The sequence below is a fragment of the Pseudomonas sp. NPDC087029 genome, from assembly GCF_044745345.1.
In the GTDB taxonomy this organism is placed as follows: Bacteria; Pseudomonadota; Gammaproteobacteria; order Pseudomonadales; family Pseudomonadaceae; genus Aquipseudomonas; species Aquipseudomonas faucium.
Map to the genome: position 1 here is coordinate 1 of NZ_JBIVAB010000005.1, position 22,661 is coordinate 22,661.

Below are 22,661 nucleotides of genomic sequence, written 5' to 3' on the forward strand. Positions count from 1 at the left end.
TGGTAGTGTGGGGTTTCCCCATGTGAGAGTAGGTCATCGTCAAGATTCATTTCGCAAAACCCCTATCTGCGCGAGCAGGTAGGGGTTTTGTCTTTCTACTTCGAAAACTCGGGCCTTCGTCGCCTCCCACATTTCGAGCGGGGCCACTAGAATAGTCCGACGTACCTATTCAGAATCCCCAGATGCCCGAAACCGAAGCCCTAGAGCAGTTGCCGCTGGATGAGCTGGTCGCCTGTCACGAGTGCGACCTGCTGATGCGCAAGCCGGTGCTGCAGCATGACGAAAAAGCCCAATGCCCGCGCTGTGGCTACGAGCTGTATGCCCACCGGCACAATGTGGTCAACCGCAGCCTTGCCCTGGTGCTGACCGCGCTGTTGCTATTCGTGCCCGCCAACTTCCTGCCGATCATGCAGTTGCATCTGCTTGGCCAGACTTCGGACGATACGGTCTGGACCGGTGTAGTGGGCTTGTACAACTCCGAGATGCGCGGCGTTGCCATCGTGGTCTTCCTGTGCAGCATGGCCATACCCTTGCTCAAGCTGCTGTGCCAGCTGGCGGTGCTGTTGAGCATCCGCCTGGACATCGGCCGCAGCTATGGCCTGCTCTGCTACCGCATCTATCACCATCTACGTGACTGGGGCATGCTCGAGGTCTACTTCATGGGCGTGCTGGTTGCCATCGTCAAACTCGTGGACCTGGCCGAGCTGAGCATAGGCCTGGGTCTGTTCTGTTTCATCAGCCTGCTGCTGATCCAGGTCTGGCTCGAAGTGGTGATGTCGCCACACCAGATCTGGAGTGCATTGTCGGGGGAGGATCTGCATGCGGGCGATTGATGCAGGCATTGTGGTTTGCAACGAATGCCATGAACTGAACCGCCAGGACAGCGAGCAAGGCACGCAGACCTGCACGCGCTGCGGCGCCATCGTGCACGCACGCCGGCCCAACAGCATCGTGCGGACCTGGGCGCTGCTCATCGCGGCATCGATTCTGTACATTCCCGCCAACGTGCTGCCGATCATGACCGTCAGCGCGCTGGGGCAGGGCAGCCCGGACACCATCATGTCCGGCGTCATCGCCCTGCTCAAGCACGGCATGCTGCCGATTGCCGCGGTGGTGTTCATCGCCAGTATCCTGGTGCCGACCTTCAAGCTGATCGGCATCGGCCTGCTGCTGTACTCCGTGCAGCGCCGCCAACCCTTGTCGGCGCGGCAACGAATCCTGATGTACCGCTTCATCGAGTTCATAGGGCGCTGGTCCATGCTGGACATCTTCGTCATTGCCATTCTGGTGGCAGTGGTGAATTTCGGCCGCATCGCCAGTGTCGAAGCCAACCTGGGCGCTGTCGCCTTCGCAACTGTGGTGATTCTCACGATGCTTGCCGCTTTAACTTTCGATCCCCGACTGATTTGGGATAACACGGAGTCGGATGACGACCATGAGTGACTTGCCAACCGCCAAAACCCGCCCCGCCTCCAATTGGTCGGCAATCTGGATTCTGCCGCTGATCGCGCTGATGATCGGCGGTTGGCTGGCCTGGCAGGCGTACCGCGATGCCGGCGTGGAAATCGAGGTGCGTTTCGAAAGCGGTGAGGGGATCGTCGCCAACAAGACCGAAGTCATCTACAAGGGCATGCCGGTCGGCAAGGTGAAGAGCCTGGTGCTCGACGCCAAGGGCGAGAAGCAGGGCGTCATCGCCACCATCGAGATGAACAAGGCCGCAGAGCCTCACCTGAACAAGGGCACGCGCTTCTGGCTGGTCAAGCCCAGTGTCAGCCTGGCGGGTATCTCCGGGCTCGAGACGCTGGTGTCAGGCAACTACATTGCCGTCAGTCCAGGTGAAGGTGAGCGAACCAAGCGCTTCACCGCGTTGAAAGTGGCGCCGCCGCTGTCGGACAACGAGCCAGGCCTGCACCTGACGCTCAAGGCTGACCGCCTGGGCTCGCTCAACCGCGACAGCCCGGTGTTCTACAAGCAGATCCAGGTCGGCCGGGTGAAGAGCTACCGCCTCTCCGACGACCAGAGCACGGTCGAGGTCAAGGTATTCATCGAGCCGGCCTACGCCAGCCTGGTGCGCAAGCACACGCGCTTCTGGAATGCCAGCGGCATCAGCATCGACGCCGACCTGTCCGGGGTGAAGGTGCGCAGCGAATCGTTGTCCAGCATCGTCGCCGGCGGTATCGCCTTCGCTACCCCCGAGTACCGCAAGGACAGCCCGCCCACCGACCCGAGCCTGCCGTTCCGCCTGTATGAAGACTTCGACGCTGCCCAGGCGGGCATTCGCGTCAAGGTCAAGCTGAACGACTACGAAGGCCTGCAGGCCGGGCGCACGCCGGTGATGTACAAAGGCATTCAGGTCGGTTCGCTGAAAGCGCTGAAAATGGAAGACAACCTGGCCAGCGCCATGGCCGAGCTGACCCTGGACCCGCTGACCGAAGACTATCTGGTCGACGGCACGCAGTTCTGGGTGGTCAAGCCGTCCATCTCGCTGGCGGGCATCACCGGCCTGGAGGCCCTGGTCAAGGGTAACTACATCGCCATCCGCCCGGGTGAGAAGGGCGCCACGCCGCAGCGCGAGTTCGAGGCCAGGCCCAAGGCGCCGCCACTCGACCTCAAGGCACCCGGCCTGCACATGGTGCTGTTCGCCGACACCCTGGGCTCGCTGGAGGTCGGCAGCCCGGTGATGTATCGCCAGGTGAAGGTCGGCAGCGTGCAGAGCTACCAGTTCGCCCGCAACAGCAATCGCATCCTGATCGGTGTGCACATCGAGAAGGAATACGAAAACCTGGTCAACGGATCGTCGCGCTTCTGGAACGTCAGTGGCATCACCCTCACGGGCGGCCTATCGGGCATCAAGATCAAGAGTGAATCGCTGCAGACCCTGATGGCTGGTGGTATCGCCTTCGATACGCCGACCCCGAATGTTGCGCTCAAGCGCCGTATCCCGCGTTTCCGCCTGCTGGAGAGCCAGGAGGCGGTGAACCGCAGCGGCACGCTGGTCACCATCCGCGTCGATCGCGCCGACGGCCTCAAGCCGGGCACGCCAATCCGCTTCCGCGGCCTGGACGTGGGCAGCGTGGAAAGCGTCGACCTGACCCAGGACCTGCAGGCGGTGGTGCTGCGAGCGCGCATCACTGAGGCGGCTGACCGCATCGCCCGGGTGGGCACCCAGTTCTGGGTGGTCAAGCCGGCGCTTGGCTTGGTGCGTACCGAAAACCTCGACACCTTGATTGGTGGCCAATACCTGGAAGTGCAGCCATCAGCCAAGGACCGGGGTGCGCAGCGCGACTTCATCGCGTTGGCCCAGGCGCCGGAGGTGGTTGGCCAGGAGGTAGGCCTGCCGCTGACCTTGAGCGCGCCTCGACGAGGTTCGATCAAGCCTGGCGTGCCGGTGACCTATCGCGAGGTGGCCGTGGGCAAGGTTACCGGCTTCGAGCTGGGCCAGAGTGCCGACCGGGTGCTGATCCATATCCTGATCGAGCCGCGCTATGCCGCGTTGGTGCGCAGTGGTAGCCGATTCTGGAACAGCAGCGGGTTCGGCTTCGACTGGGGCTTGTTCAAGGGCGCGACGGTGCGTACCGAGTCGCTGGAAACGCTGATAGATGGCGGTATTGCCTTTGCCACGCCCGATGGCGAGCAGATGGGCAACCCGGCTCGACCGCAGCAGACCTTTGCCTTGTTCGAGAAACCTGAGGATCAATGGCTGCAGTGGGCCCCGAAGATTCAGATCGCCAAGTAATGGAGTGGGGCCGCTATGCGGCCCCAATCGCCGGCAAGCCGGTTCCCACAGTGTAGGAGCTGGCTTGCCGGCGATGAGGGCGGTACAGGCAAGCTCATCAAATCGCAGGCAATAAAAAACCGACCCTAGGGTCGGTTTTTCGACAAGAACGTCGCTTAGGCAGCTGCAGCTTCTTTCAGCGCCTTGATGTGGCCATTCAGACGGCCTTTGTGGCGAGCAGCTTTGTTCTTGTGGATGATACCTTTGTCGGCCATGCGGTCGATTACTGGTACAGCCAGAACGTAAGCGGCTTGCGCTTTTTCGGCGTCTTTTGCGTCGATGGCTTTAACTACATTCTTGATGTAGGTGCGGACCATGGAACGCAGGCTGGCGTTGTGGCTGCGACGCTTCTCAGCCTGTTTTGCACGTTTCTTGGCGGAAGGTGTGTTGGCCACCGTCGAGCTCCTCGAAAGACTTTAGGTAAATAGCAAACAAAATAGGCCGCGAATCATGCCGATCAGTCGAGCGGATGTCAAGGCCACCTGCAGGGTTCCGCCGAGCGGTGCACCAACAGGAGGGAAAGAATTCCTTTCTGCTGCACGACCTGTAAACTCGGGAATTTTTGGCTCCCCTGCGAAGGCGCGGGAGTATCGCACATTCGGACGCCACATGCAGCGTCCTCTGTCATTGGCGTGAATCTTTTCGATGAATCTGCTCAAATCCCTGGCTGCAGTCAGCTCCATCACCATGATTTCCAGGGTGTTGGGCTTCGTGCGCGATACGATTCTGGCCCGCGTGTTCGGTGCCGGCGTTGCCACCGACGCCTTTTTCATCGCCTTCAAGTTGCCCAACCTGTTGCGGCGGATATTCGCCGAAGGGGCCTTCTCCCAGGCTTTCGTGCCCATTCTTGCCGAATACAAGACCCAGCAGGGCGAAGAGGCCACGCGCACGTTCATTGCCTATGTCAGCGGCCTGCTGACGCTGGTACTGGCGCTGGTCACCGCCGTCGGCATCCTGGCTGCGCCCTGGGTGGTATGGGCCACGGCGCCCGGTTTCGTCGACAGCGCCGAAAAATACGAGCTGACCACCGCCCTGCTGCGGGTGACGTTTCCTTATATATTGCTGATCTCGCTGTCGTCCCTGGCCGGGGCAATCCTCAATACCTGGAACCGCTTCTCGGTGCCGGCCTTCACCCCGACCCTGCTGAACGTGGCGATGATTGCCTTCGCCGTGCTGCTCACGCCGTACTTCGACCCGCCGATCATGGCCCTGGCCTGGGGTGTGCTGGCCGGTGGCCTGGCGCAGCTGCTGTACCAGCTGCCGGCGCTGAAGAAGATCGGCATGCTCGTGCTGCCGCGCCTGAACCTGCGCGACACCGGCGTATGGCGGGTGCTCAAGCAGATGCTGCCGGCGATTCTCGGGGTCTCGGTCAGCCAGATCTCGCTGATCATCAACACCATCTTTGCCTCCTTCCTGGTGGCAGGCTCGGTGTCGTGGATGTACTACGCCGACCGCCTGATGGAGCTGCCCTCGGGCGTGCTCGGCGTGGCCCTGGGCACCATCTTGCTGCCGACCCTGGCCAAGACCTACGCCAACAAGGACCGTGAGGAGTACTCGCGGATCATGGACTGGGGCCTGCGCCTGTGCTTCCTGCTGGTTTTGCCCTGCACCCTGGCCCTGGCGATCCTCGCCGAGCCGCTGACCGTGGCCTTGTTCCAGTACGGCAAGTTCAGCGCCTTCGATGCGGCCATGACCCAGCGTGCATTGATCGCCTACTCGGTGGGCCTGCTGGCAATCATTCTGGTCAAGGTACTGGCACCGGGCTTCTATGCGCAGCAGAATATCCGCACGCCGGTGAAGATCGCGATCTTCACCCTGGTCTGCACCCAGCTGTTCAACCTGGCGCTGATCGGCCCGCTCAAGCACGCCGGCCTGGCCCTGGCGATCAGCCTCGGTGCCTGCCTCAATGCCGGCCTGCTGTTCTGGAAGCTGCGCAGCCAGCGGTTGTTCGAGCCGCAGCCGGGCTGGATGCTGTACCTGCTCAAGCTGGTACTGGCGGTGACGCTGATGTCGGCGGTGCTGTTGCTGGGCATGCACTACCTGCCGGCCTGGGACCAAGGCAACATGCTGGCGCGCTTCATGCGCCTGGGCGGGTTGATCGCGGCAGGCGTGGTGACCTATTTCGGCTGCCTCTACCTGTGCGGCTTCAGGCCCCGGCATTTCGCCCGCAAGGCCCTGCACTGAGGCACAAGGCGGGTCAGGCGTCGGTTTTTCGCATTCCACGCCACACCCGGGCGCTGCTGCCTGTCACCAGCGCCCGGGTGTGGTTATAATCGGCCACTTTATGAGCAAGAAGCGCGTTATGCAGCTGGTTCGAGGTCTTCACAACCTGCGCCCCGAGCACCGGGGCTGTGTCGCCACCATTGGCAACTTCGACGGGGTTCACCGTGGCCACCAGGCAATCCTGGCGCGCCTGCGCGAGCGCGGCCAGGCGTTGGGCCTGCCGACCTGCGTGGTGATCTTCGAGCCACAGCCGCGCGAGTACTTTGCGCCCGACACCGCACCGGCCCGCCTGGCGCGCCTGCGCGACAAGGTCGAGCTGCTGGCCGCAGAAGGCATCGACCGGGTGCTGTGCCTGGCCTTCAACCAGCGCCTGAGCAAGCTCAGCGCCGATGAATTCGTCAAGGCGATCCTGGTCGACGGCCTGGGCGTGCGCCACCTCGAGGTGGGCGATGACTTTCGCTTCGGCTGCGACCGGGCCGGCGACTTCGCCTTCCTGGTCGGCGCCGGCCAGCAGTACGGGTTCACCGTCGAGGCTGCCAACACGGTGATCCAGGATGGCCTGCGGGTCAGCAGCACCGAGGTGCGCAAGGCGCTGTGCGAAGGCAACTTCGAGCTCGCCGAGCACCTGCTGGGCCGCCCTTATCGCATCACCGGGCGCGTGTTGCACGGCCAGAAGCTGGCCCGCCAGCTCGGCACACCCACCGCCAACATCCAGCTCAAGCGGCGCCGCGTGCCGCTGTCCGGGGTGTACCTGGCCAGCATCGAGATCGACGGCAAGGCCTGGCCGGGTGTCGGCAACATCGGGGTGCGCCCTACCGTGGCCGGTGACGGCCGCCCGCACCTCGAGATACATCTACTGGATTATGCCGGCGATCTGTATGGCCGGCGCCTGACGGTGGAATTCCACCACAAGCTGCGTGAAGAGCAGCGATTCGCCTCCCTGGAGGCGCTGAAGTCGGCGATCGATGCGGATATCGCCGCCGCACGTGCACATTGGCACGCTCAACCGCTAACGAAGAGCCTGAAATGACCGACTACAAAGCCACGCTTAACCTTCCGGACACCGCCTTCCCCATGAAGGCCGGCCTGCCTCAGCGCGAACCGCAGATTCTGCAGCGCTGGGACAGCATTGGCCTGTACCGGAAGCTGCGCGAGATTGGCAAGGATCGTCCCAAGTTCGTCCTGCACGACGGCCCGCCCTATGCCAACGGCAAGATTCACATCGGTCATGCGCTGAACAAGATTCTCAAGGACATGATCGTCCGCTCCAAGACCCTGTCGGGCTTCGACGCGCCCTACGTACCGGGCTGGGACTGCCACGGCCTGCCGATCGAGCACAAGGTCGAGGTCACCCACGGCAAGCACCTGACCGCCGACCGCACCCGCGAGCTGTGCCGCGAGTATGCCGCCGAGCAGATCGAAGGGCAGAAGACCGAGTTCATCCGCCTGGGTGTGCTGGGCGACTGGGACAACCCCTACAAGACCATGAACTTCGCCAACGAGGCCGGTGAAATCCGCGCCCTGGCCGAGATGGTCAAGCAAGGTTTCGTGTTCAAGGGCCTCAAGCCTGTGAATTGGTGCTTCGATTGCGGTTCGGCCCTGGCCGAGGCTGAAGTCGAATACGCCGACAAGAAGTCCCAGACCATCGACGTGGCCTTCCCGGTCGCCGACGCCGACAAGCTGGCTGCCGCCTTCGGCCTGCCAGCGCTGGCCAAGCCCGCCGCCATCGTGATCTGGACCACCACCCCGTGGACCATCCCCGCCAACCAGGCGCTGAACATCCACCCGGAGTTCAAGTACGCCCTGGTCGACACCGGCGAGCGCCTGCTGGTGCTGGCCGAAGAGCTGGTCGAGTCGTGCCTCAAGCGCTACAACCTGGAAGGTACGGTGCTCGCCACCGCCCAGGGTTCGGCCCTGGAGCTGGTCAACTTCCGCCACCCGTTCTACGACCGCCTGTCGCCGATCTACCTGGCCGACTACGTCGAGCTGGGCGCTGGCACTGGCGTGGTCCACTCCGCGCCGGCCTATGGTGAGGACGACTTCGTCACCTGCAAGCGCTACGGCATGGTCAACGACGACATCCTCACCCCGGTGCAGAGCAACGGCGTGTACGTGGAGTCGCTGGCGTTCTTCGGCGGCCAGTTCATCTGGAAGGCCAACCCGGCCATCGTCGAGAAGCTGAGCGAAGTCGGTGCGCTGATGCACACCGAAACCATCAGCCACAGCTACATGCACTGCTGGCGCCACAAGACCCCGCTGATCTACCGCGCCACCGCGCAGTGGTTCGTCGGCATGGACAAGCAGCCGAGCACCGGCGAGCCGCTGCGCGAGCGTGCGCTCAAGGCCATCGAAGACACCAAGTTCGTCCCGGCCTGGGGCCAGGCGCGCCTGCACTCGATGATCGCCAACCGCCCAGACTGGTGCATCTCGCGTCAGCGCAACTGGGGCGTGCCGATCCCGTTCTTCCTGCACAAGCAGAGCGGCGAGCTGCACCCGCGCACCGTCGAGCTGATGGAGGCGGTGGCCAAGCGTGTCGAGCAAGAGGGCATCGAGGCCTGGTTCAAGCTGGACGCCGCCGAACTGCTGGGTGAAGAAGCCGGCCAGTACGACAAGATCAGCGACACCCTGGACGTGTGGTTCGACTCCGGCACCACCCACTGGCACGTGCTGCGCGGCTCGCACGACATCGGCCACGCCACCGGCCCGGTCGCCGACCTCTACCTGGAAGGCTCCGACCAGCACCGTGGCTGGTTCCACTCCTCCTTGCTGACCGGTTGCGCCATCGACAACCACGCGCCGTACCGCGAGCTGCTGACCCACGGCTTCACCGTGGACGAAAGCGGCCGCAAGATGTCCAAGTCGCTGGGCAACACCATCGAGCCGGAGAAGGTCAACAACACCCTGGGTGCCGACATCCTGCGCCTGTGGGTTTCGGCCACCGACTATTCCGGCGAGATGGCTGTTTCCGAGCAGATCCTGCAGCGCAGCGCCGACGCCTACCGGCGTATCCGCAACACCGCGCGCTTCCTGCTCTCCAACCTGTCCGGCTTCGACCCGGCCCGCGACCTGCTGGCCCCAGAGGACATGTTGGCGCTGGACCGCTGGGCGGTTGATCGCACCCTGCTGCTGCAGCGCGAGCTGGAAGAGCACTATGGCGAATACCGCTTCTGGAACGTCTACTCGAAGATCCACAACTTCTGCGTGCAGGAGCTGGGTGGCTTCTACCTCGACATCATCAAGGACCGCCAGTACACCACCGGCGCCAACAGTGTCGCCCGCCGTTCCTGCCAGACCGCGCTGTACCACATCAGCGAAGCGCTGGTGCGCTGGATCGCGCCGATCCTGGCCTTCACCGCCGACGAAATCTGGCAGTACCTGCCAGGCGAGCGCAACGAGTCGGTGATGCTCAACGGCTGGTACCAGGGCCTGAGCGAGCTGCCCGCAGGCACCGAGCTGGACCGTGCGTACTGGGACCGTGTGATGGCCGTCAAGGCGGCGGTCAACAAGGAGCTGGAAAACCAGCGTACCGCCAAGGTCATTGGCGGCAACCTGCAGGCCGAAGTCACCCTGTTCGCCGAAGAAGGCCTGAGCGCCGACCTGGGCAAGCTGGGCGATGAGCTGCGCTTCGTGCTGATCACCTCCGCCGCCAGCGTGGTGCCGTTCGCCCAGGCCCCGGCCGATGCCGTGGCCACCGAAGTCGAAGGCCTGAAGCTCAAAGTGGTCAAGTCCGGCCACGCCAAGTGCGGCCGTTGCTGGCACTTCCGCGCCGACGTCGGCAGCCACCCGGAGCATCCGGAAATCTGCAGCCGTTGCGTCGACAACCTGAGCGGCTCGGGCGAGGTGCGCCACTATGCCTAACCCTGCAGCGGGGCGCTTCGGGCGCCTTGCCTGGCTCTGGCTCAGCCTGCTGGTCCTGGTCCTCGACCAGGCCAGCAAGCTGTACTTCAACAACGCCCTGAGCATGTACCAGCAGATCGTGGTCATCCCCGACTACTTCAGCTGGACCTTGGCCTACAACACTGGCGCGGCATTCAGCTTCCTGGCCGACGGCGCCGGCTGGCAGCGCTGGCTGTTCGCCCTGATCGCCGTGGTGGTCAGTGGCGTGCTGGTGGTCTGGCTCAAGCGCCTGGGGCGCGGCGAGACCTGGCTGGCGGTGGCCCTGGCATTGGTGCTGGGCGGTGCACTGGGCAACCTGTACGACCGCATCGTGCTTGGCCACGTGGTCGACTTCATCCTGGTGCACTGGAAGAACACCCATTACTTCCCGGCCTTCAACCTGGCCGACAGCGCCATCACCGTTGGTGCGGTGATGCTGGCGCTGGATATGTTCAAGAGCAAGAAGTCCGAGGATCCGGTCCATGACTGACACCCGTATCGGCCAGAACACCGAAGTCACCCTGCACTTCGCGCTGCACCTGGAAAACGGCGACACCGTCGACAGCACGTTCGACAAGGCCCCGGCCACCTTCAAGGTCGGTGACGGCAACCTGCTGCCTGGCTTCGAGAGCGCGCTGTTCGGCTTCAAGGCCGGCGACAAGCGCACCGTGGTGGTGGCGCCGGAGAATGCCTTCGGCCAGCCCAACCCGCAGAACGTGCAGGTCATGCCACGGTCCAACTTCGAGGGCATGGAGTTGTCCGAAGGGTTGCTGATCATCTTCAACGACGCCGCCAACACCGAGCTGCCGGGTGTGGTCAAAGCGTTCGATGACGACCAGGTGACCATCGACTTCAATCACCCACTGGCTGGCAAGACCCTGACCTTCGAGGTGGAGATCCTCGAGGTGAAGGCCCTGTAAGCCTGGAGCCGAGCATGCAAATCAAACTCGCCAACCCACGCGGCTTCTGCGCGGGGGTCGACCGGGCGATCGAGATCGTCAACCGCGCGCTGGAAGTCTTCGGCCCGCCGATCTATGTGCGCCATGAAGTGGTGCACAACAAGTTCGTGGTGGAAGACCTGCGCAACCGCGGCGCCATCTTCGTCGAAGAGCTGGACCAGGTGCCGGACGATGTCATCGTCATCTTCAGTGCCCATGGCGTTTCCCAGGCCGTGCGCCAGGAAGCCGCCGGCCGTGGCCTGAAAGTGTTCGACGCGACCTGCCCGCTGGTCACCAAGGTGCATATCGAAGTGGCCAAGTACAGCCGCGATGGCCGCGAAACCATCCTGATCGGCCACGAAGGGCACCCGGAAGTCGAAGGCACCATGGGCCAGTACGACGCCAGCAACGGCGGCGCCATCTACCTCGTCGAAGACGAAGAGGATGTCGCCAGGCTGCAGGTGAACGACCCGGACCACCTGGCCTTCGTCACCCAGACCACGTTGTCGATGGACGACACCAGCCGCGTCATCGATGCCCTGCGTGCGCGCTTCCCGAACATCGGTGGCCCGCGCAAGGACGACATCTGTTACGCCACCCAGAACCGCCAGGATGCGGTCAAGCAACTGGCTGACGAGTGCGATGTGGTGCTGGTGGTGGGCAGCCCGAACAGCTCCAACTCCAACCGCCTGCGCGAGCTGGCCGAGCGCATGGGCACCCCGGCCTACCTGATCGATGGTGCCGAGGACATGCAGCGCAGCTGGTTCGACGAGGCCGCGCGGATCGGCATCACCGCCGGTGCTTCGGCGCCCGAAGTGCTGGTGCGTGGGGTGATCGACCAGCTCAAGGCCTGGGGCGCCACTGGCGCCGAAGAGCTCGATGGGCGCCCGGAGAACATCACGTTCTCCATGCCCAAAGAGCTGCGGGTTCGCTCGCTGATCTGATCAGCGGCCTGCGCACAGGGAGTTCTCGAGCTCATCGGTGCGCAGGCTGACCCGGCCGCTGGTAGCCAGCACCACCCGATATTGGCTCGGCGCGAAAGGCTTTTCGCAAAGCTCCAGTCTGCCGCCCAGCAGCCCGTTGTTTCTTCCTAGCGGCACACCCAGCGCACTGAACCTCACCTGCTCATCGATATTCACGGCGATGTTCATCGGCCGTGGCAGGCGATGCTCGCGCAGTAATTGCTGGTTATGTTCCAGCAGCACTCGCCAACCTTTGCCCCAATCGTTTTCCAAAGATTGCACCATCACTGGCTGGCTTTGCAGCAGTGCGTGGCTGCGTGCGCTACGCAGTGCCTGTGCCAAATCCCGCGCGGCGGCTGCTCTGTGCAGGTCATCGCTAAATCGGGTGTAGGCCGGCATGCCCAGTTGTGTCAGCAATGTGGCCAGCCCCAGCGCCAACATCATTTGAAGCAGTGTTACGCCCTGTTGCTTCACCGTGCAGTCCTCCCCAGCAAGTGCTTCGCTGAAGCTTCATGCTGGTAGGGAAGTCGGTCCAGTCGGCAGCGTTGAAGGTAAATGCAGGAAAAATCGCAGGAGGTGCAAGGATGCACAACGATCAACACGGCATGACATTGTTGGAAGTGCTGTTGGCCATGCTGGTGGTGGCAGTGGCAGTACTCGCTGCAGCAGCTTTGCAGGTGAAGGCTTTGCAGGCCACCGGTGCTGCAACGCTCGAGGCGCAGGTGGCGCTTGCGGCGCACAGCGAGCATGAGCGGCGCCAGCCATGAGGCGCCTGCAGAGCGGTTTCGGTTTATTTGAAGCCCTATTGGCGCTGGCCATCGGGCTGATGGTGCTGGCGGCGGGCAGCCAGTTGTTCGCCTCTGTCTATCACGCCTGGCGCCTGCAAGACGCAGCGCTGCGCCTGCAGGATGATGCCCGCCTGGCCTTGCTGCGCATGGCTCAGGATCTGCGCATGGCCGGCATGTTCGGGTGTCTGCGTCTGGCGCCCGATGATTTCGATGACCCGGCCGCACGGCAGGCTTACGCCCGGCCGCTGCACATTGGCCCGTCCAGCCTGGACCTGGTGGTTGCCGAGTTACCCGGTTTTGCCGGTGCACCGGACTGGACCTTGCTGACCGACTGCAGCAGTGAGGCGCAGGTCTACAGCGGGCGCCGTCAGCATACGAACTCGCTGATGGCGATCCCTATCAGCCGCCATCGCTATGCGCTCGACGGCACCACGCTGAGGCTCACCCGACGCAACAATCCTCAGCCCTTGGTCGACCATGTGCGAGAGATGCGGGTGACCCTTGTGCGCACGCCACTTGGCGAGCGGGTCGATCTGCTACTGACGTTGTATGAGCCAACTCTGAAGCTTGAACAGCAGCATGCTTTGAGCGTGGCGCTGCGTAATACGTTGGTCTTCCCATGAGCCGCCAGCGAGGTGTGGCCCTGCTGCTGGCCCTGGTGTTGAGCCTGCTGCTCGGTTTGCTGGCGGTTTCATCCTTGCGCGCCGCGTTGCAGGAAACCCGAATGAGCAGTTCTCTGCGTGACAGCCTGCAGGCGCTAGAAGCGGCTGAAGCGGTGCTGTTGGTGGGTGTGGATCACGTCCGACGTGCGCCGCCCGCGATATGCCAGGCATGCCCGCCGCCGTCGCATCCGCACGAACTGCGAGGCACGTGGCTAAGCACGTCGAGCGGCTATTACCAACTACAGAACCTGGGAGTCACGGATAAGGCCGCGCATACGCCGGCAGGTGAACACGTCACCCTGTACCGGGTAACGGCAGTCAGCCGGCAACTGCCAGCCAGGCAGGTGCTGGAAGCCGTCTATGCCGTGCCAACCGCGCAAGCCCAGGCCCCCCGGCGCATCCTCTGGCGCCAGCGACTGAGGGAAGACTGACATGCAGCAAGGCCTGAGCCTGATCGAGTTGTTGATTGTCATGGCCGTCATCGGCATTCTGGCAGCCATTGCCTACCCCAGTTACAGCGAACAGCTGCGGCGAGCCGGACGCAACGAAGCGGTCGGCCTGCTGCATGACGCCGCCCTGCGCCTTGAGCAGCATCGCGTGCGCACCGGCCAGTACGCCGAGGGCGACCCGGCATTGCCGGTCGCCAACCGCCATTACCGCCTGCAGGCCATTCGCGGCAGCGACACCTTCACGCTGCTCGCCCAACGCTTGCCGCATGGCCTGATGGCCGATGACCGCTGTGGCGACTACCAGCTCGACCAGGCGCTGGTGCGCAGCAATCCGGGCGGCGTCGAGGCTGCTGAACGCTGCTGGGGAAGCTGAAGGCTCAATGATGCCCGTGCATCGCGGTTTTACTTCAGGTGTTGGATCGACAGATGAGCAAGCAAGTAGTGGTGGTCGGTGGCGGGGTGATCGGCCTGCTGACGGCGTTCAACCTGGCGGCGAAAGTCGGGCAGGTGGTGGTGTGCGACCAGGGCGAGGTCGGCCGCGAGTCGTCCTGGGCCGGTGGCGGTATCGTCTCGCCGCTATACCCTTGGCGCTACAGCCCGGCGGTGACCGCCCTGGCGCACTGGTCGCAGGACTTTTATCCACAGCTGGGCGAGCGCCTGTTCGCCAGCACCGGCCTCGACCCCGAGGTGCACACCACCGGCCTCTACTGGCTCGACTTGGACGACGAAGCCGAGGCCCTGGCCTGGGCCGAGCGCGAGGGGCGGCCGCTGAGCGCCGTGGATATCTCGGCAGCCTACGATGCCGTGCCGGTGCTGGGCCCGGGCTTCAAGCGGGCGATTTTCATGGCGGGTGTGGCCAACGTGCGCAACCCGCGGTTGGTCAAGTCGCTCAAGGCCGCGCTGCAGGCGTTGCCCAACGTGACCTTGCGCGAGCACTGCCAGATCACCGGTTTTGTTCAGGAGAGTGGGCGTGTCACCGGCGTGCAGACAGAAGAGGGTGTGCTGCTGGCCGATGACGTGGTGCTCAGTGCTGGCGCCTGGAGTGGCGACCTGCTGCGCACGCTTGGCCTTGAGTTGCCGGTGGAGCCGGTGAAGGGCCAGATGATTCTGTTCAAGTGCGCCGAGGACTTCCTGCCGAGCATGGTGCTGGCCAAGGGGCGTTATGCGATCCCGCGGCGGGATGGGCATGTTCTGGTCGGCAGTACCCTGGAGCACGCCGGCTACGACAAGACCCCGACCGAGGAGGCGTTGGCCAGCCTGAAGGCGTCGGCGATCGAATTGCTGCCGGAGCTCGAGGGCGCCGAAGTGGTGGGGCACTGGGCCGGGTTGCGGCCTGGGTCGCCTGAAGGTGTGCCTTATATCGGGCGGGTGCCGGGGCATGAGGGGCTGTGGTTGAACTGCGGGCATTACCGTAATGGGTTGGTGCTGGCGCCGGCTTCGTGCCAGTTGTTCGCTGATTTGCTGACGGGGGCTGAGCCGATTATCGATCCGGCGCCTTATGCACCTGAAGGGCGCTTGGGCTGAAACAGCCGGGCCCGCTGTGCGGGCCATTCGCCGGCAAGCCGGCTCCCACAGGGATAGCACCGCTCTCAAAGCCTGCGTTGCACCTGTGGGAGCCGGCTTGCCGGCGATGGGGCCAACGTGGCCTCAGGCCGTAATCGGCACCTGCAGATGCCGGCTCGGATAATGCTGCTCATACACCTTGCACACCCGCAGCACCTGCTCATCGGCAAAGCGCCCGGCCACCACCTGCAAGCCCACCGGCAACCCCTCGCGGGTAAACCCGCACGGCACCGACGCCGCCGGCTGCTGGGTCAGGTTGAACGGGTAGCTGAACGGCGTCCACTCCATCCACTGCGCCATCCCCGACCCCGGCGGCACGTTGTGCCCCGCCTCGAACGCCACCAACGGCATCATCGGTGAAACCAGCACGTCATACCGCTGGTGAAACGCATTCATCTTGGCAATCAGCTCGGCCCGTGCCTCCAGCGCCAATGTGTATTCGCTCAGGCTGATGCATGCGCCCTGTTCGGCAATCCAGAGCAGCCCAGGGTCGAGCTGCGCTCGCTGTTGTTCGCTGAAACTGCTGGCCAACCGCGCCGCGCCAGCGAACCACAGGGTATTGAACACTTCCAGCGGGTCGTTGAAGCCCGGGTCCACTTCCTCCACCTGCGCGCCCAGGCGCGCCAGGCGTTGTACCGCTTGCGCCACCAAAGCCTGGATCTGCGGGTCGACCTGGATGTAGCCAAAGTCGGCGCTGTAGGCGATGCGCACGCCGCTGAGGTCCTGTTCCTGGCCCAGCCAGGGCGCCTGCCGGGCGGCGCCGGCCAGCCCGTCGCGGGCATCGGGGCGGGCCACGCAGTCGAGCATCAGCACTGCATCGTCGACCGTGCGCGTCATCGGCCCCAGGTGCGAGAGCACGGTCATGGCGCTGGCTGGCCACTGCGGCACGTAGCCAAAGGTGGGCTTGATGCCGAAGGTGCCGGTGAACGCGCAGGGGATGCGGATCGACCCCCCGGCATCACTGCCCTGGTGCAGCACGCCGAGGTTCAGCGCGGCGGCAGCGGCCGCGCCACCGGACGAGCCGCCGGCGGTCAGGCGGGTGTCCCAGGGGTTGCGGGTAATGCCGTACAGCGGGTTGTCGGTCACGCCCTTCCAGCCGAACTCGGGGGTGGTGGTCTTGCCCACCAGCACCGCGCCCGCGCCCCGCATGAACGCGCTGAACGGGGCATCCACGTCCCACGGGCCGGCCGCCGAGGTGGTGCGCGAGCCCTTGCGCGTGGGCATGCCGCAGGTCAGCGTCAGGTCCTTGATCGAGGCCGGTACGCCGTCCAGCCGGCCGCAGGGCTCGCCGCGCTGCCAGCGCTGCTCGCTGGCGCGGGCAGCGGTGCGGGCGCCTTCGGCGTCGACATGGCAGTAGGCGTTGACCGCCGGGTTGTGCTGGTCGATGCGCGTCAGCACGTCGTCGACCACCTCGACCGGCGACAGTTGCCGGCGCTGGTACAGGTCGAGCAGCTCGGTGGCGGTGAATGCTCCGATTGCGGTCTTGCTGGTCATCTCAACGGGCTCCCTGGTTGGCGGCCTGGAACATGGCGCGCAGCAGTACATCACAGCCGTCGGCCAGGTCCTGTGGCGCGGCGTTCTCGATTTCGTTGTGGCTGATGCCGCCTTCGCACGGCACGAAGATCATCCCGGCCGGGCCGAGTTCGGCGAGGAAGATCGCGTCGTGGCCGGCGCCGCTGACGATGTCCATGTGGCTTAGGCCCAGCTCGCGCGCGCCCTGGCGCACGGCATCGACGCACTGCTCGGCAAAGTACAGCGGCGGGAAGTCGGCGGTGGGGGTCAGATCGAAGCGCAGGCCGTGCCTGGCCGCGCTGCTTTCGATGGCCGCGCGCACCTCATCGACCATCGCCTGCAGGTGGCCGGGGTCGAGGTGGCGCAGGTCGAGGGTCATGTTCACCTGGCCGGGGATGACGTTGCGCGAGCCCGGGTGCAGGCTCAGGCAGCCGACCGTGCCACAGGCATGCGGCTGGTGGGCATGGGCCACGCGGTTGACCGCCGCCACCACTTCGGCGGCGCCGACCAGCGCATCCTTGCGCAGGTGCATCGGCGTGGGGCCGGCGTGGGCCTCGACGCCGGTGAGCACCAGGTCGAACCACTTCTGCCCCAGGCAGCCCTGGACTACGCCGATGGTGGTGCGCTGGTCTTCCAGCACCGGGCCCTGCTCGATATGCGCCTCGAAGTACGCTCCCACCGGGTGCCCGGTCGGCACGCGCGGGCCGGCATAGCCGATACGCGCCAGCTCGGCGCCCACCGAGAGGCCCTGGTCATCGACCTTGTCGAGGGTTTCCTGCAGGCCGAACTTACCGGCGAACACCCCCGAGCCCATCATGCACGGCGGGAAGCGCGAGCCTTCCTCGTTGGTCCACACCACCACCTCCAGCGGCGCTTCGGTGGTCAGGTTCAGGTCGTTGAGGGTGCGCATCACCTCCAGCCCGGCCATCACCCCGTAGCAGCCATCGAACTTGCCGCCGGTGGGCTGGGTGTCGATATGGCTGCCGGTCATCACCGGTGGCAAGGCCGGGTTGCGCCCCGGGCGGCGGGCGAAGATGTTGCCGATGGCGTCGACGCTGACCGTGCAGCCGGCTTCGCTGCACCAGCGCACGAACAGGTCGCGGGCCTGGCGGTCGAGGTCGGTCAGGGCCAGGCGGCACACGCCGCCCTTGGCGGTGGCGCCGAGCTGGGCCAGGTCCATCAGCGATTGCCAGAGGCGTTCGCGGTTGGCCAGCGCGCCCTGGCCGAGCAGGTGCTGCGAGGGATCGATGCGGGTGTTCATGGGCATTCTCCTTTCAGGCACTCAGGGCCAGGTAGCGGTTCTTGATGCTCGGGTCTTCGCGGAACTGGGCGGCGCTGCCCTGGTAGGCGACGCGGCCTTGTTCGAGCACGTAATGGCGGTCGGCGAGGGCGTCGCAGACCATCAGGTTCTGCTCCACCAGCAAGATCGACAGGCCTTCGCCCTTGATCCGCCGCAAAATCTTCACCAGCTCGTCGACGATCACCGGCGCCAGGCCTTCGGTGGGCTCGTCGAGAATCAGCAGCTTGGGGTCGTTGAGCAGGGCGCGGGCGATGGCCAGCATCTGCTGCTCGCCGCCAGAGAGGGCGAAGCCGCCGTTGCGCCGGCGTTCCTTGAGCCGCGGGAACATGCCGTACACATCCTCCAGCTGCCAGCGGCTGTCCTTGCGCACGGCAATCTTCAGGTTTTCCTCGACACTGAGCTGGCGAAAGATGCCGCGATGCTCGGGCACCAGGGCGATGCCTTGGCGGGCGATATCGAAGATCTCGCGGCCGACCAGCTGCTGGCCGTTGAAGCTGATCTGCCCCTGGCGCGGCCGGACGATGCCGAGGATGCTGCGCAGGGTGGTGGTCTTGCCGGCGCCGTTGCGCCCCAGCAGGGTCACCAGCTCGCCATCGCCCACCTGCAGCGAAACCCCTTCGAGCACATGGCTCTTGTCGTAGTAGGAATGGATCGATTCGACGTTGAGCATCAGGCGGCCTCTCCAAGGTAGGCGGTGCGCACGCGCTCGTCGTTGCGCACCTGTTCCGGGGTGCCCTCGACCAGGATCTGGCCGTGGCTCATGACGGTGATGCGCTGGCTGATCGACATGACGATGCTCATGTTGTGCTCGATCAGCAGCACCGTGTGGTCGCGGCCCAGGTCGCTGATCAGCGCGGTCATCACCGGGATGTCGTCGATGCCCATGCCCGAGGTGGGCTCGTCGAGCATCAGCAAGGTGGGCTTGGCGCAGATCGACATGCCCACCTCCAGCACCCGTTGCTGGCCGTGCGACAGCTCGCCGGCCAGGGTGTCGGCGCGGGCAGTCAGTTTCAGGCGCTCGAGCACCTGGTCGGCGGTGTCCCAGTGGCTGCGCTTGTGCTCCACGCTGCGCCAGAAGTTCAGCGCGCCCAGGCCGTCGCGGCCCTGGGCGGCCAGGCGCAGGTTCTCGCGCACCGAGAGGTTCTGGAACAGGCTGGTGAGCTGGAACGAGCGGGCCATGCCCAGCGCCACCCGGCCGTGGGACGGCTTGCGGATGATGTCCTGGCCGTTGAGCAGGATCTTGCCGGCGGTGGCTTGGCGTTCACCGGTCAGGCAGTGGAACAGGCTGGTCTTGCCGGCGCCATTGGGGCCAATGACCGTGTGGATGGTGCCGGCGCGCACGTTCAGGTCGACGCCGGCCACGGCCTTGAATGGCCCGTAGGCCAGCTCGAGGTTGCGGGTTTGCAGGAGGTAGTCGCTCATCACAGGGTCTCCTTGCTCTTGGCGGGCGCCTTGGCGGCGGCCCGGCGCGAGGGTTGCAGGCGTTTGCCCAGGTCGGCCAGGCCGCCCCACAGGCCACCGCGCATGAACACCACCACCAGGATCAGGATCGCCCCCAGCAGCATCAGCCAGCGTGGCCACAGCTCCGACAGCACATCGCCCAGCACCACGATGGCGCCGGCACCGAGCAACGAGCCGAACAGCGAGCCGGTGCCGCCGACGATGGTCATGATCAGAATGTTCTCGCTCATCATCAGGTCGATGTTCGACAGCGGCGCGAAGTGCAACAGCATCGCGTAGAGCGCCCCGGCGATACCGGTGATGGCGCCGGACAGCATGAACACCAGGATCTTGAAGTGGCGGGTGTCGTAGCCGATGGCGGCGGCGCGGGTTTCGTTCTCGCGAATGGCCAGCAGGGTGCTGCCGAAGGGCGAGCGGATCACCCGCAGGGCGCCGGCGAAGATCAGCAGGAACAGCACCGCGACGAACACGTAGAAGTGCCGAGGGTCGCCCAGGTCGACCAGCACGTGGCCGGCGATCTCGATGTTCGGCCGCGGCACGTCGAGCAGGCCGTTGTCACCTCCGGTCCAGCCGCTCAGGGTGTAGGCCAGGAAGTAGGCCATCTGGCTGAAGGCCAGGGTCAGCATGACGAAGTAGATGCCCTTGCGGCGGATCGCCAAGGCCCCCACCAGCAAGGCGAGGAAGGCGCCGAACAGTGCTGCGCCCAGCAACGCGCCGAACATCCCCCATTTGAGGTGGATCATCAGCAGCGCCGCGCCATAGGCGCCCACGCCGAAGAAGATGCCCTGGCCGAACGACAGCAGGCCGGTGTAGCCCAGCAGCAGGTTGCAGGCCAGCGCCGCCAGGGCAAAGATCAGGATCTCGGTGGCCAGGGTGGCCGACGGCAGCACCAGCGGCAGCGCCACTAGGCTTGCGACCACCAGCAACAGCAGGGCTGGCGCGCGGCCCTTGGCCACGGGCAATGGATTTTTCTCGCTCATTGTCATGCTCTCCCGAACAGGCCGTAGGGACGTACCAGGATCACCGCCGCCATGGCGCCGTAGATCATCAGGCTGGCGCCTTGCGGCCAGAGGCTGGTCATCATGCTTTGCACCACGCCCACCAGCAGGCCACCCACCAGGGCGCCACCGAACGAGCCCTTGCCGCCGATCACCACCACCACGAAGGCGATGCCGAGGATTTCCGGGCCGACGAACGGCTGGGCGCCGCGCAGCGGGGCGAACAGCACCCCGGCGACTCCGGCCAGGCCAACGCCCAGGGCGAAGGTCAGGGAGAACAGGCGGAAGATGTTGGTGCCCAGCAGCGACACGGTTTCGGTGCTTTCACTGCCGGCACGCACCAGGGCCCCGAAGCGGGTGCGCTCGAGCAGCAACCACAGGCCCACGCCGATCAGCGCGGCGAAGCCGATCAGGAACAGCCGGTAGTAGGGGTAGATGAAGTCGCCGATGATCAGCACCCCGCGCAGCTCGGGCGGCACGGCGATGTTCTTGCCCACCGGGCCCCAGATCAGCACCGAGGCCTCCTGGATGATCAGCGCTATGCCCAGGGTGACGAGGATCTGGAAGGTGTGCGGCAGGTGGTAGATGCGCTTGATCAACAGGCGCTCCACCGCCCAGGCCAGTGCCGCCACGGCCAGCGGCGCGATCAGCAGCGCCAGCCAGAAGTTGCCGGTGATGGCCACGGCGGTGTAGCACAGGTAGGCGCCGAGCAAAAAGAACGCGCCATGGGCGAAGTTGACGAAGTTGAGCAGGCCGAAAATGATCGTCAGGCCCACGGCGATGAGGAAGTAGATCATCCCCAGCCCCAGGCCGTTGAGCAGTTGGAACAGGTACAAATCGAGCATGAGCGTGCCCTCGACAGCGCGCGGTGCGGCTGCCTGTACGGGGGTGTTTGACTAACGCCGCGGCTTCAGGCCAGGGCGCAACCGGTGTGGTCGACCTCGACGAACGAGCGGCCGGCGCTGATCACTTCGGCCAGGTCGTCCTCGTCGCGCATCTGCCCCTGGGGCTTGCCGCGCAGCAGGTAGTAATCCTTCATCACCTGGTGGTCGCCGGGGCGGATCAGCTCATCGCCGGTCGGGCCCTGGAAGTGCATGCCCTGCAAGGCGGCGGAAACGGCGGCGCCCTCGAAGCTGCCAGCCTTGCCGATCGCCTCGAGCATGACCTTGGTGCCGATGTAGTCGGCCGCCAGCGGGTAGTTGGGGTTGATGCCGTAGGCCTTGCGGGTGGCCGCCACCAGCTGCTTGTTCAGCGGCGTGTCGACCTGGTGCCAGTACTGCGCGCCCAGGTACACGCCTTCGAGCACGTCGCTGCCCAGCTCCTGGAACTGGTCGAGCCCGGCCGACCACACCAGCAGCACTTTCATGCGCTCCTTGATGCCGAAGTTCACCGCCTGGCGCAGGGCGTTGGACGACTGGCTGCCGAAGTTGAGCAGCACCAGCACGTCGGGCTTGGCGGCGATGGCGTTGGTCAGGTAGCCGGAGAACTCCTGCTCCTGCAGCGAGTGGTAGCTGTTGCCGATGTGCTCCACGCCGAACTCGGCGAATACCTTGCGCGCGTTGTCCAGCAGCGCGTCGCCGAACACGTATTGCGGGGTGATGGTGTACCAGCGCTTGGCTTGGGGCAGTTGGCGAATCATCGGCACCAGGGTCTCGCGGATGGCGCCGTAGGTGGGCACCGACCAGCGGAAGGTCGAGGCGTTGCAGTCCTTGCCGGTGATTTCGTCGGCGCCGACCGGGGTCATGAACACGCCGCCGGCCTTGTGGATTTCCTTCGACACCGCCAGCGCCGAGGACGACAGGGTGCAGCCCTGGAAGAAACGCGCGCCATCCTGGCCGATGGCTTCCTGTACCTTGCGCACCGCCTTGCCGGCGTTGCCTTCGGTGTCGATGACTTTGTACTTGAGCGGGCGGCCGAGCAGCTGTGGGTATTCGGCGATGGCCAGGCGCGAGCCCATGTCGGCGTACTTGCCATAGCTGGCGAAGGCACCGGACATGGACTTGAGCCCGTAGAAGGTCAGCGGTTCGTTGGCGAATGCCCGGTGCGCTCCGAAGGGGAGGCTACCTAAGGCACCCAGGGCAAGGCCTGCCTTGAGCAGGGTACGTCTTTGCATGGGTAACTCCTTGGTTGTGGTTATTAGGCAGGAGTGGCAAT

The 22,661-nt window shown here is 65.0% G+C and carries 23 protein-coding genes; 14 read left to right on the forward strand and 9 right to left on the reverse strand.

Annotated features, from left to right (window positions below; genetic code table 11):
* Positions 1-182 precede the first annotated feature (182 nt).
* From ACIPG5_RS10550 to ACIPG5_RS10560, 3 genes are read left to right on the forward strand one after another with little or no spacing between them, the layout of a single operon-like run.
* On the forward strand, positions 183-833 hold the full coding sequence (locus ACIPG5_RS10550) for a paraquat-inducible protein A (protein WP_176513803.1): 651 nt from the start codon (positions 183-185) through the stop codon (positions 831-833).
* Positions 820-1,443: a paraquat-inducible protein A gene (locus ACIPG5_RS10555; RefSeq protein WP_176513805.1), complete on the forward strand. Its 624-nt coding sequence runs from the start codon at positions 820-822 to the stop codon at positions 1,441-1,443. Before ACIPG5_RS10550 ends, ACIPG5_RS10555 begins: the two co-directional genes overlap by 14 nt.
* Positions 1,436-3,736 carry a PqiB family protein gene (locus tag ACIPG5_RS10560; protein WP_176513807.1) on the forward strand — a complete coding sequence of 767 codons (2,301 nt, stop codon included), beginning with the start codon at positions 1,436-1,438 and terminating at the stop codon, positions 3,734-3,736. The genes ACIPG5_RS10555 and ACIPG5_RS10560 overlap by 8 nt, the downstream gene beginning before the upstream one ends.
* A 155-nt stretch (positions 3,737-3,891) precedes the next feature.
* On the opposite strand, the gene rpsT is transcribed toward ACIPG5_RS10560, so the two are convergent.
* Positions 3,892-4,170: a 30S ribosomal protein S20 gene (rpsT, locus tag ACIPG5_RS10565; protein WP_003247625.1), complete on the reverse strand. Its 279-nt coding sequence runs from the start codon at positions 4,168-4,170 to the stop codon at positions 3,892-3,894.
* A gap of 250 nt (positions 4,171-4,420) precedes the next feature.
* Between rpsT and murJ the strand changes: the two genes are divergently transcribed.
* The 6 genes from murJ (at position 4,421) to ispH (ending at position 11,756) form a co-directional block, all read left to right on the forward strand.
* The gene (gene murJ / locus ACIPG5_RS10570; protein ID WP_236236406.1) at positions 4,421-5,959 is read left to right on the forward strand and encodes a murein biosynthesis integral membrane protein MurJ; all 1,539 of its coding nucleotides are present in this window, start codon (positions 4,421-4,423) and stop codon (positions 5,957-5,959) included.
* A 118-nt stretch (positions 5,960-6,077) separates the two neighbouring features.
* Positions 6,078-7,028, forward strand: coding sequence for a bifunctional riboflavin kinase/FAD synthetase (gene ribF, locus ACIPG5_RS10575; protein ID WP_176513811.1), 951 nt, complete (start codon positions 6,078-6,080; stop codon positions 7,026-7,028).
* Positions 7,025-9,856: an isoleucine--tRNA ligase gene (gene ileS, locus ACIPG5_RS10580; protein ID WP_176513812.1), complete on the forward strand. Its 2,832-nt coding sequence runs from the start codon at positions 7,025-7,027 to the stop codon at positions 9,854-9,856. Before ribF ends, ileS begins: the two co-directional genes overlap by 4 nt.
* The gene (lspA, locus tag ACIPG5_RS10585; protein ID WP_176513814.1) at positions 9,849-10,364 is read left to right on the forward strand and encodes a signal peptidase II; all 516 of its coding nucleotides are present in this window, start codon (positions 9,849-9,851) and stop codon (positions 10,362-10,364) included. The genes ileS and lspA overlap by 8 nt, the downstream gene beginning before the upstream one ends.
* Positions 10,357-10,794 carry an FKBP-type peptidyl-prolyl cis-trans isomerase gene (gene fkpB / locus ACIPG5_RS10590; protein ID WP_012270371.1) on the forward strand — a complete coding sequence of 146 codons (438 nt, stop codon included), beginning with the start codon at positions 10,357-10,359 and terminating at the stop codon, positions 10,792-10,794. Before lspA ends, fkpB begins: the two co-directional genes overlap by 8 nt.
* Before the next feature lie 14 nt (positions 10,795-10,808).
* The gene (ispH, locus tag ACIPG5_RS10595; RefSeq protein WP_176513817.1) at positions 10,809-11,756 is read left to right on the forward strand and encodes a 4-hydroxy-3-methylbut-2-enyl diphosphate reductase; all 948 of its coding nucleotides are present in this window, start codon (positions 10,809-10,811) and stop codon (positions 11,754-11,756) included.
* Here ispH and ACIPG5_RS10600 read toward each other — a convergent pair whose 3' ends face one another.
* Complete coding sequence (locus tag ACIPG5_RS10600; RefSeq protein WP_401374790.1) at positions 11,757-12,248, reverse strand: GspH/FimT family protein; 492 nt, start codon at positions 12,246-12,248, stop codon at positions 11,757-11,759.
* Positions 12,249-12,358: 110 nt separating this feature from the next.
* Here ACIPG5_RS10600 and ACIPG5_RS10605 point away from each other — a divergent pair, with 110 nt between their 5' ends.
* Genes ACIPG5_RS10605 through thiO form a run of 5 tightly spaced genes read left to right on the forward strand, consistent with a single transcriptional unit; the run spans position 12,359 to position 15,197 of the window.
* Entirely contained in the window at positions 12,359-12,541 is a 183-nt protein-coding gene (locus ACIPG5_RS10605) for a prepilin-type N-terminal cleavage/methylation domain-containing protein (RefSeq protein WP_176513832.1), read from the forward strand.
* Positions 12,538-13,185 carry a PilW family protein gene (locus ACIPG5_RS10610; protein WP_401374792.1) on the forward strand — a complete coding sequence of 216 codons (648 nt, stop codon included), beginning with the start codon at positions 12,538-12,540 and terminating at the stop codon, positions 13,183-13,185. The genes ACIPG5_RS10605 and ACIPG5_RS10610 overlap by 4 nt, the downstream gene beginning before the upstream one ends.
* Positions 13,182-13,655: a PilX N-terminal domain-containing pilus assembly protein gene (locus ACIPG5_RS10615; RefSeq protein WP_176513834.1), complete on the forward strand. Its 474-nt coding sequence runs from the start codon at positions 13,182-13,184 to the stop codon at positions 13,653-13,655. Before ACIPG5_RS10610 ends, ACIPG5_RS10615 begins: the two co-directional genes overlap by 4 nt.
* A gap of 1 nt (position 13,656) precedes the next feature.
* Entirely contained in the window at positions 13,657-14,046 is a 390-nt protein-coding gene (locus tag ACIPG5_RS10620; protein WP_176513836.1) for a type IV pilin protein, read from the forward strand.
* A 53-nt stretch (positions 14,047-14,099) separates the two neighbouring features.
* Positions 14,100-15,197 carry a glycine oxidase ThiO gene (gene thiO / locus ACIPG5_RS10625; RefSeq protein WP_401374796.1) on the forward strand — a complete coding sequence of 366 codons (1,098 nt, stop codon included), beginning with the start codon at positions 14,100-14,102 and terminating at the stop codon, positions 15,195-15,197.
* A gap of 123 nt (positions 15,198-15,320) precedes the next feature.
* Here the strand turns inward: thiO and ACIPG5_RS10630 are convergent, their stop codons facing one another.
* The 7 genes from ACIPG5_RS10630 to ACIPG5_RS10660 all read right to left on the reverse strand — a co-directional run bounded on the left by ACIPG5_RS10630 (position 15,321) and on the right by ACIPG5_RS10660 (position 22,620).
* Positions 15,321-16,730: an amidase gene (locus tag ACIPG5_RS10630; protein WP_401374798.1), complete on the reverse strand. Its 1,410-nt coding sequence runs from the start codon at positions 16,728-16,730 to the stop codon at positions 15,321-15,323.
* Position 16,731: 1 nt separating this feature from the next.
* The gene (locus ACIPG5_RS10635) at positions 16,732-18,009 is read right to left on the reverse strand and encodes a Zn-dependent hydrolase (RefSeq protein WP_401374801.1); all 1,278 of its coding nucleotides are present in this window, start codon (positions 18,007-18,009) and stop codon (positions 16,732-16,734) included.
* Between the two features lie 13 nt (positions 18,010-18,022).
* Positions 18,023-18,718, reverse strand: coding sequence for an ABC transporter ATP-binding protein (locus tag ACIPG5_RS10640; RefSeq protein ID WP_176513842.1), 696 nt, complete (start codon positions 18,716-18,718; stop codon positions 18,023-18,025).
* Entirely contained in the window at positions 18,718-19,470 is a 753-nt protein-coding gene (locus ACIPG5_RS10645) for an ABC transporter ATP-binding protein (protein WP_176513844.1), read from the reverse strand. Before ACIPG5_RS10645 ends, ACIPG5_RS10640 begins: the two co-directional genes overlap by 1 nt.
* Positions 19,470-20,489, reverse strand: a complete 1,020-nt coding sequence (locus ACIPG5_RS10650; RefSeq protein ID WP_401374805.1) for a branched-chain amino acid ABC transporter permease — start codon at positions 20,487-20,489, stop codon at positions 19,470-19,472. The genes ACIPG5_RS10645 and ACIPG5_RS10650 overlap by 1 nt, the downstream gene beginning before the upstream one ends.
* Before the next feature lie 2 nt (positions 20,490-20,491).
* The gene (locus ACIPG5_RS10655) at positions 20,492-21,352 is read right to left on the reverse strand and encodes a branched-chain amino acid ABC transporter permease (RefSeq protein WP_401374808.1); all 861 of its coding nucleotides are present in this window, start codon (positions 21,350-21,352) and stop codon (positions 20,492-20,494) included.
* A 65-nt stretch (positions 21,353-21,417) separates the two neighbouring features.
* On the reverse strand, positions 21,418-22,620 hold the full coding sequence (locus ACIPG5_RS10660; protein ID WP_176513850.1) for an ABC transporter substrate-binding protein: 1,203 nt from the start codon (positions 22,618-22,620) through the stop codon (positions 21,418-21,420).
* Positions 22,621-22,661 lie beyond the last annotated feature (41 nt).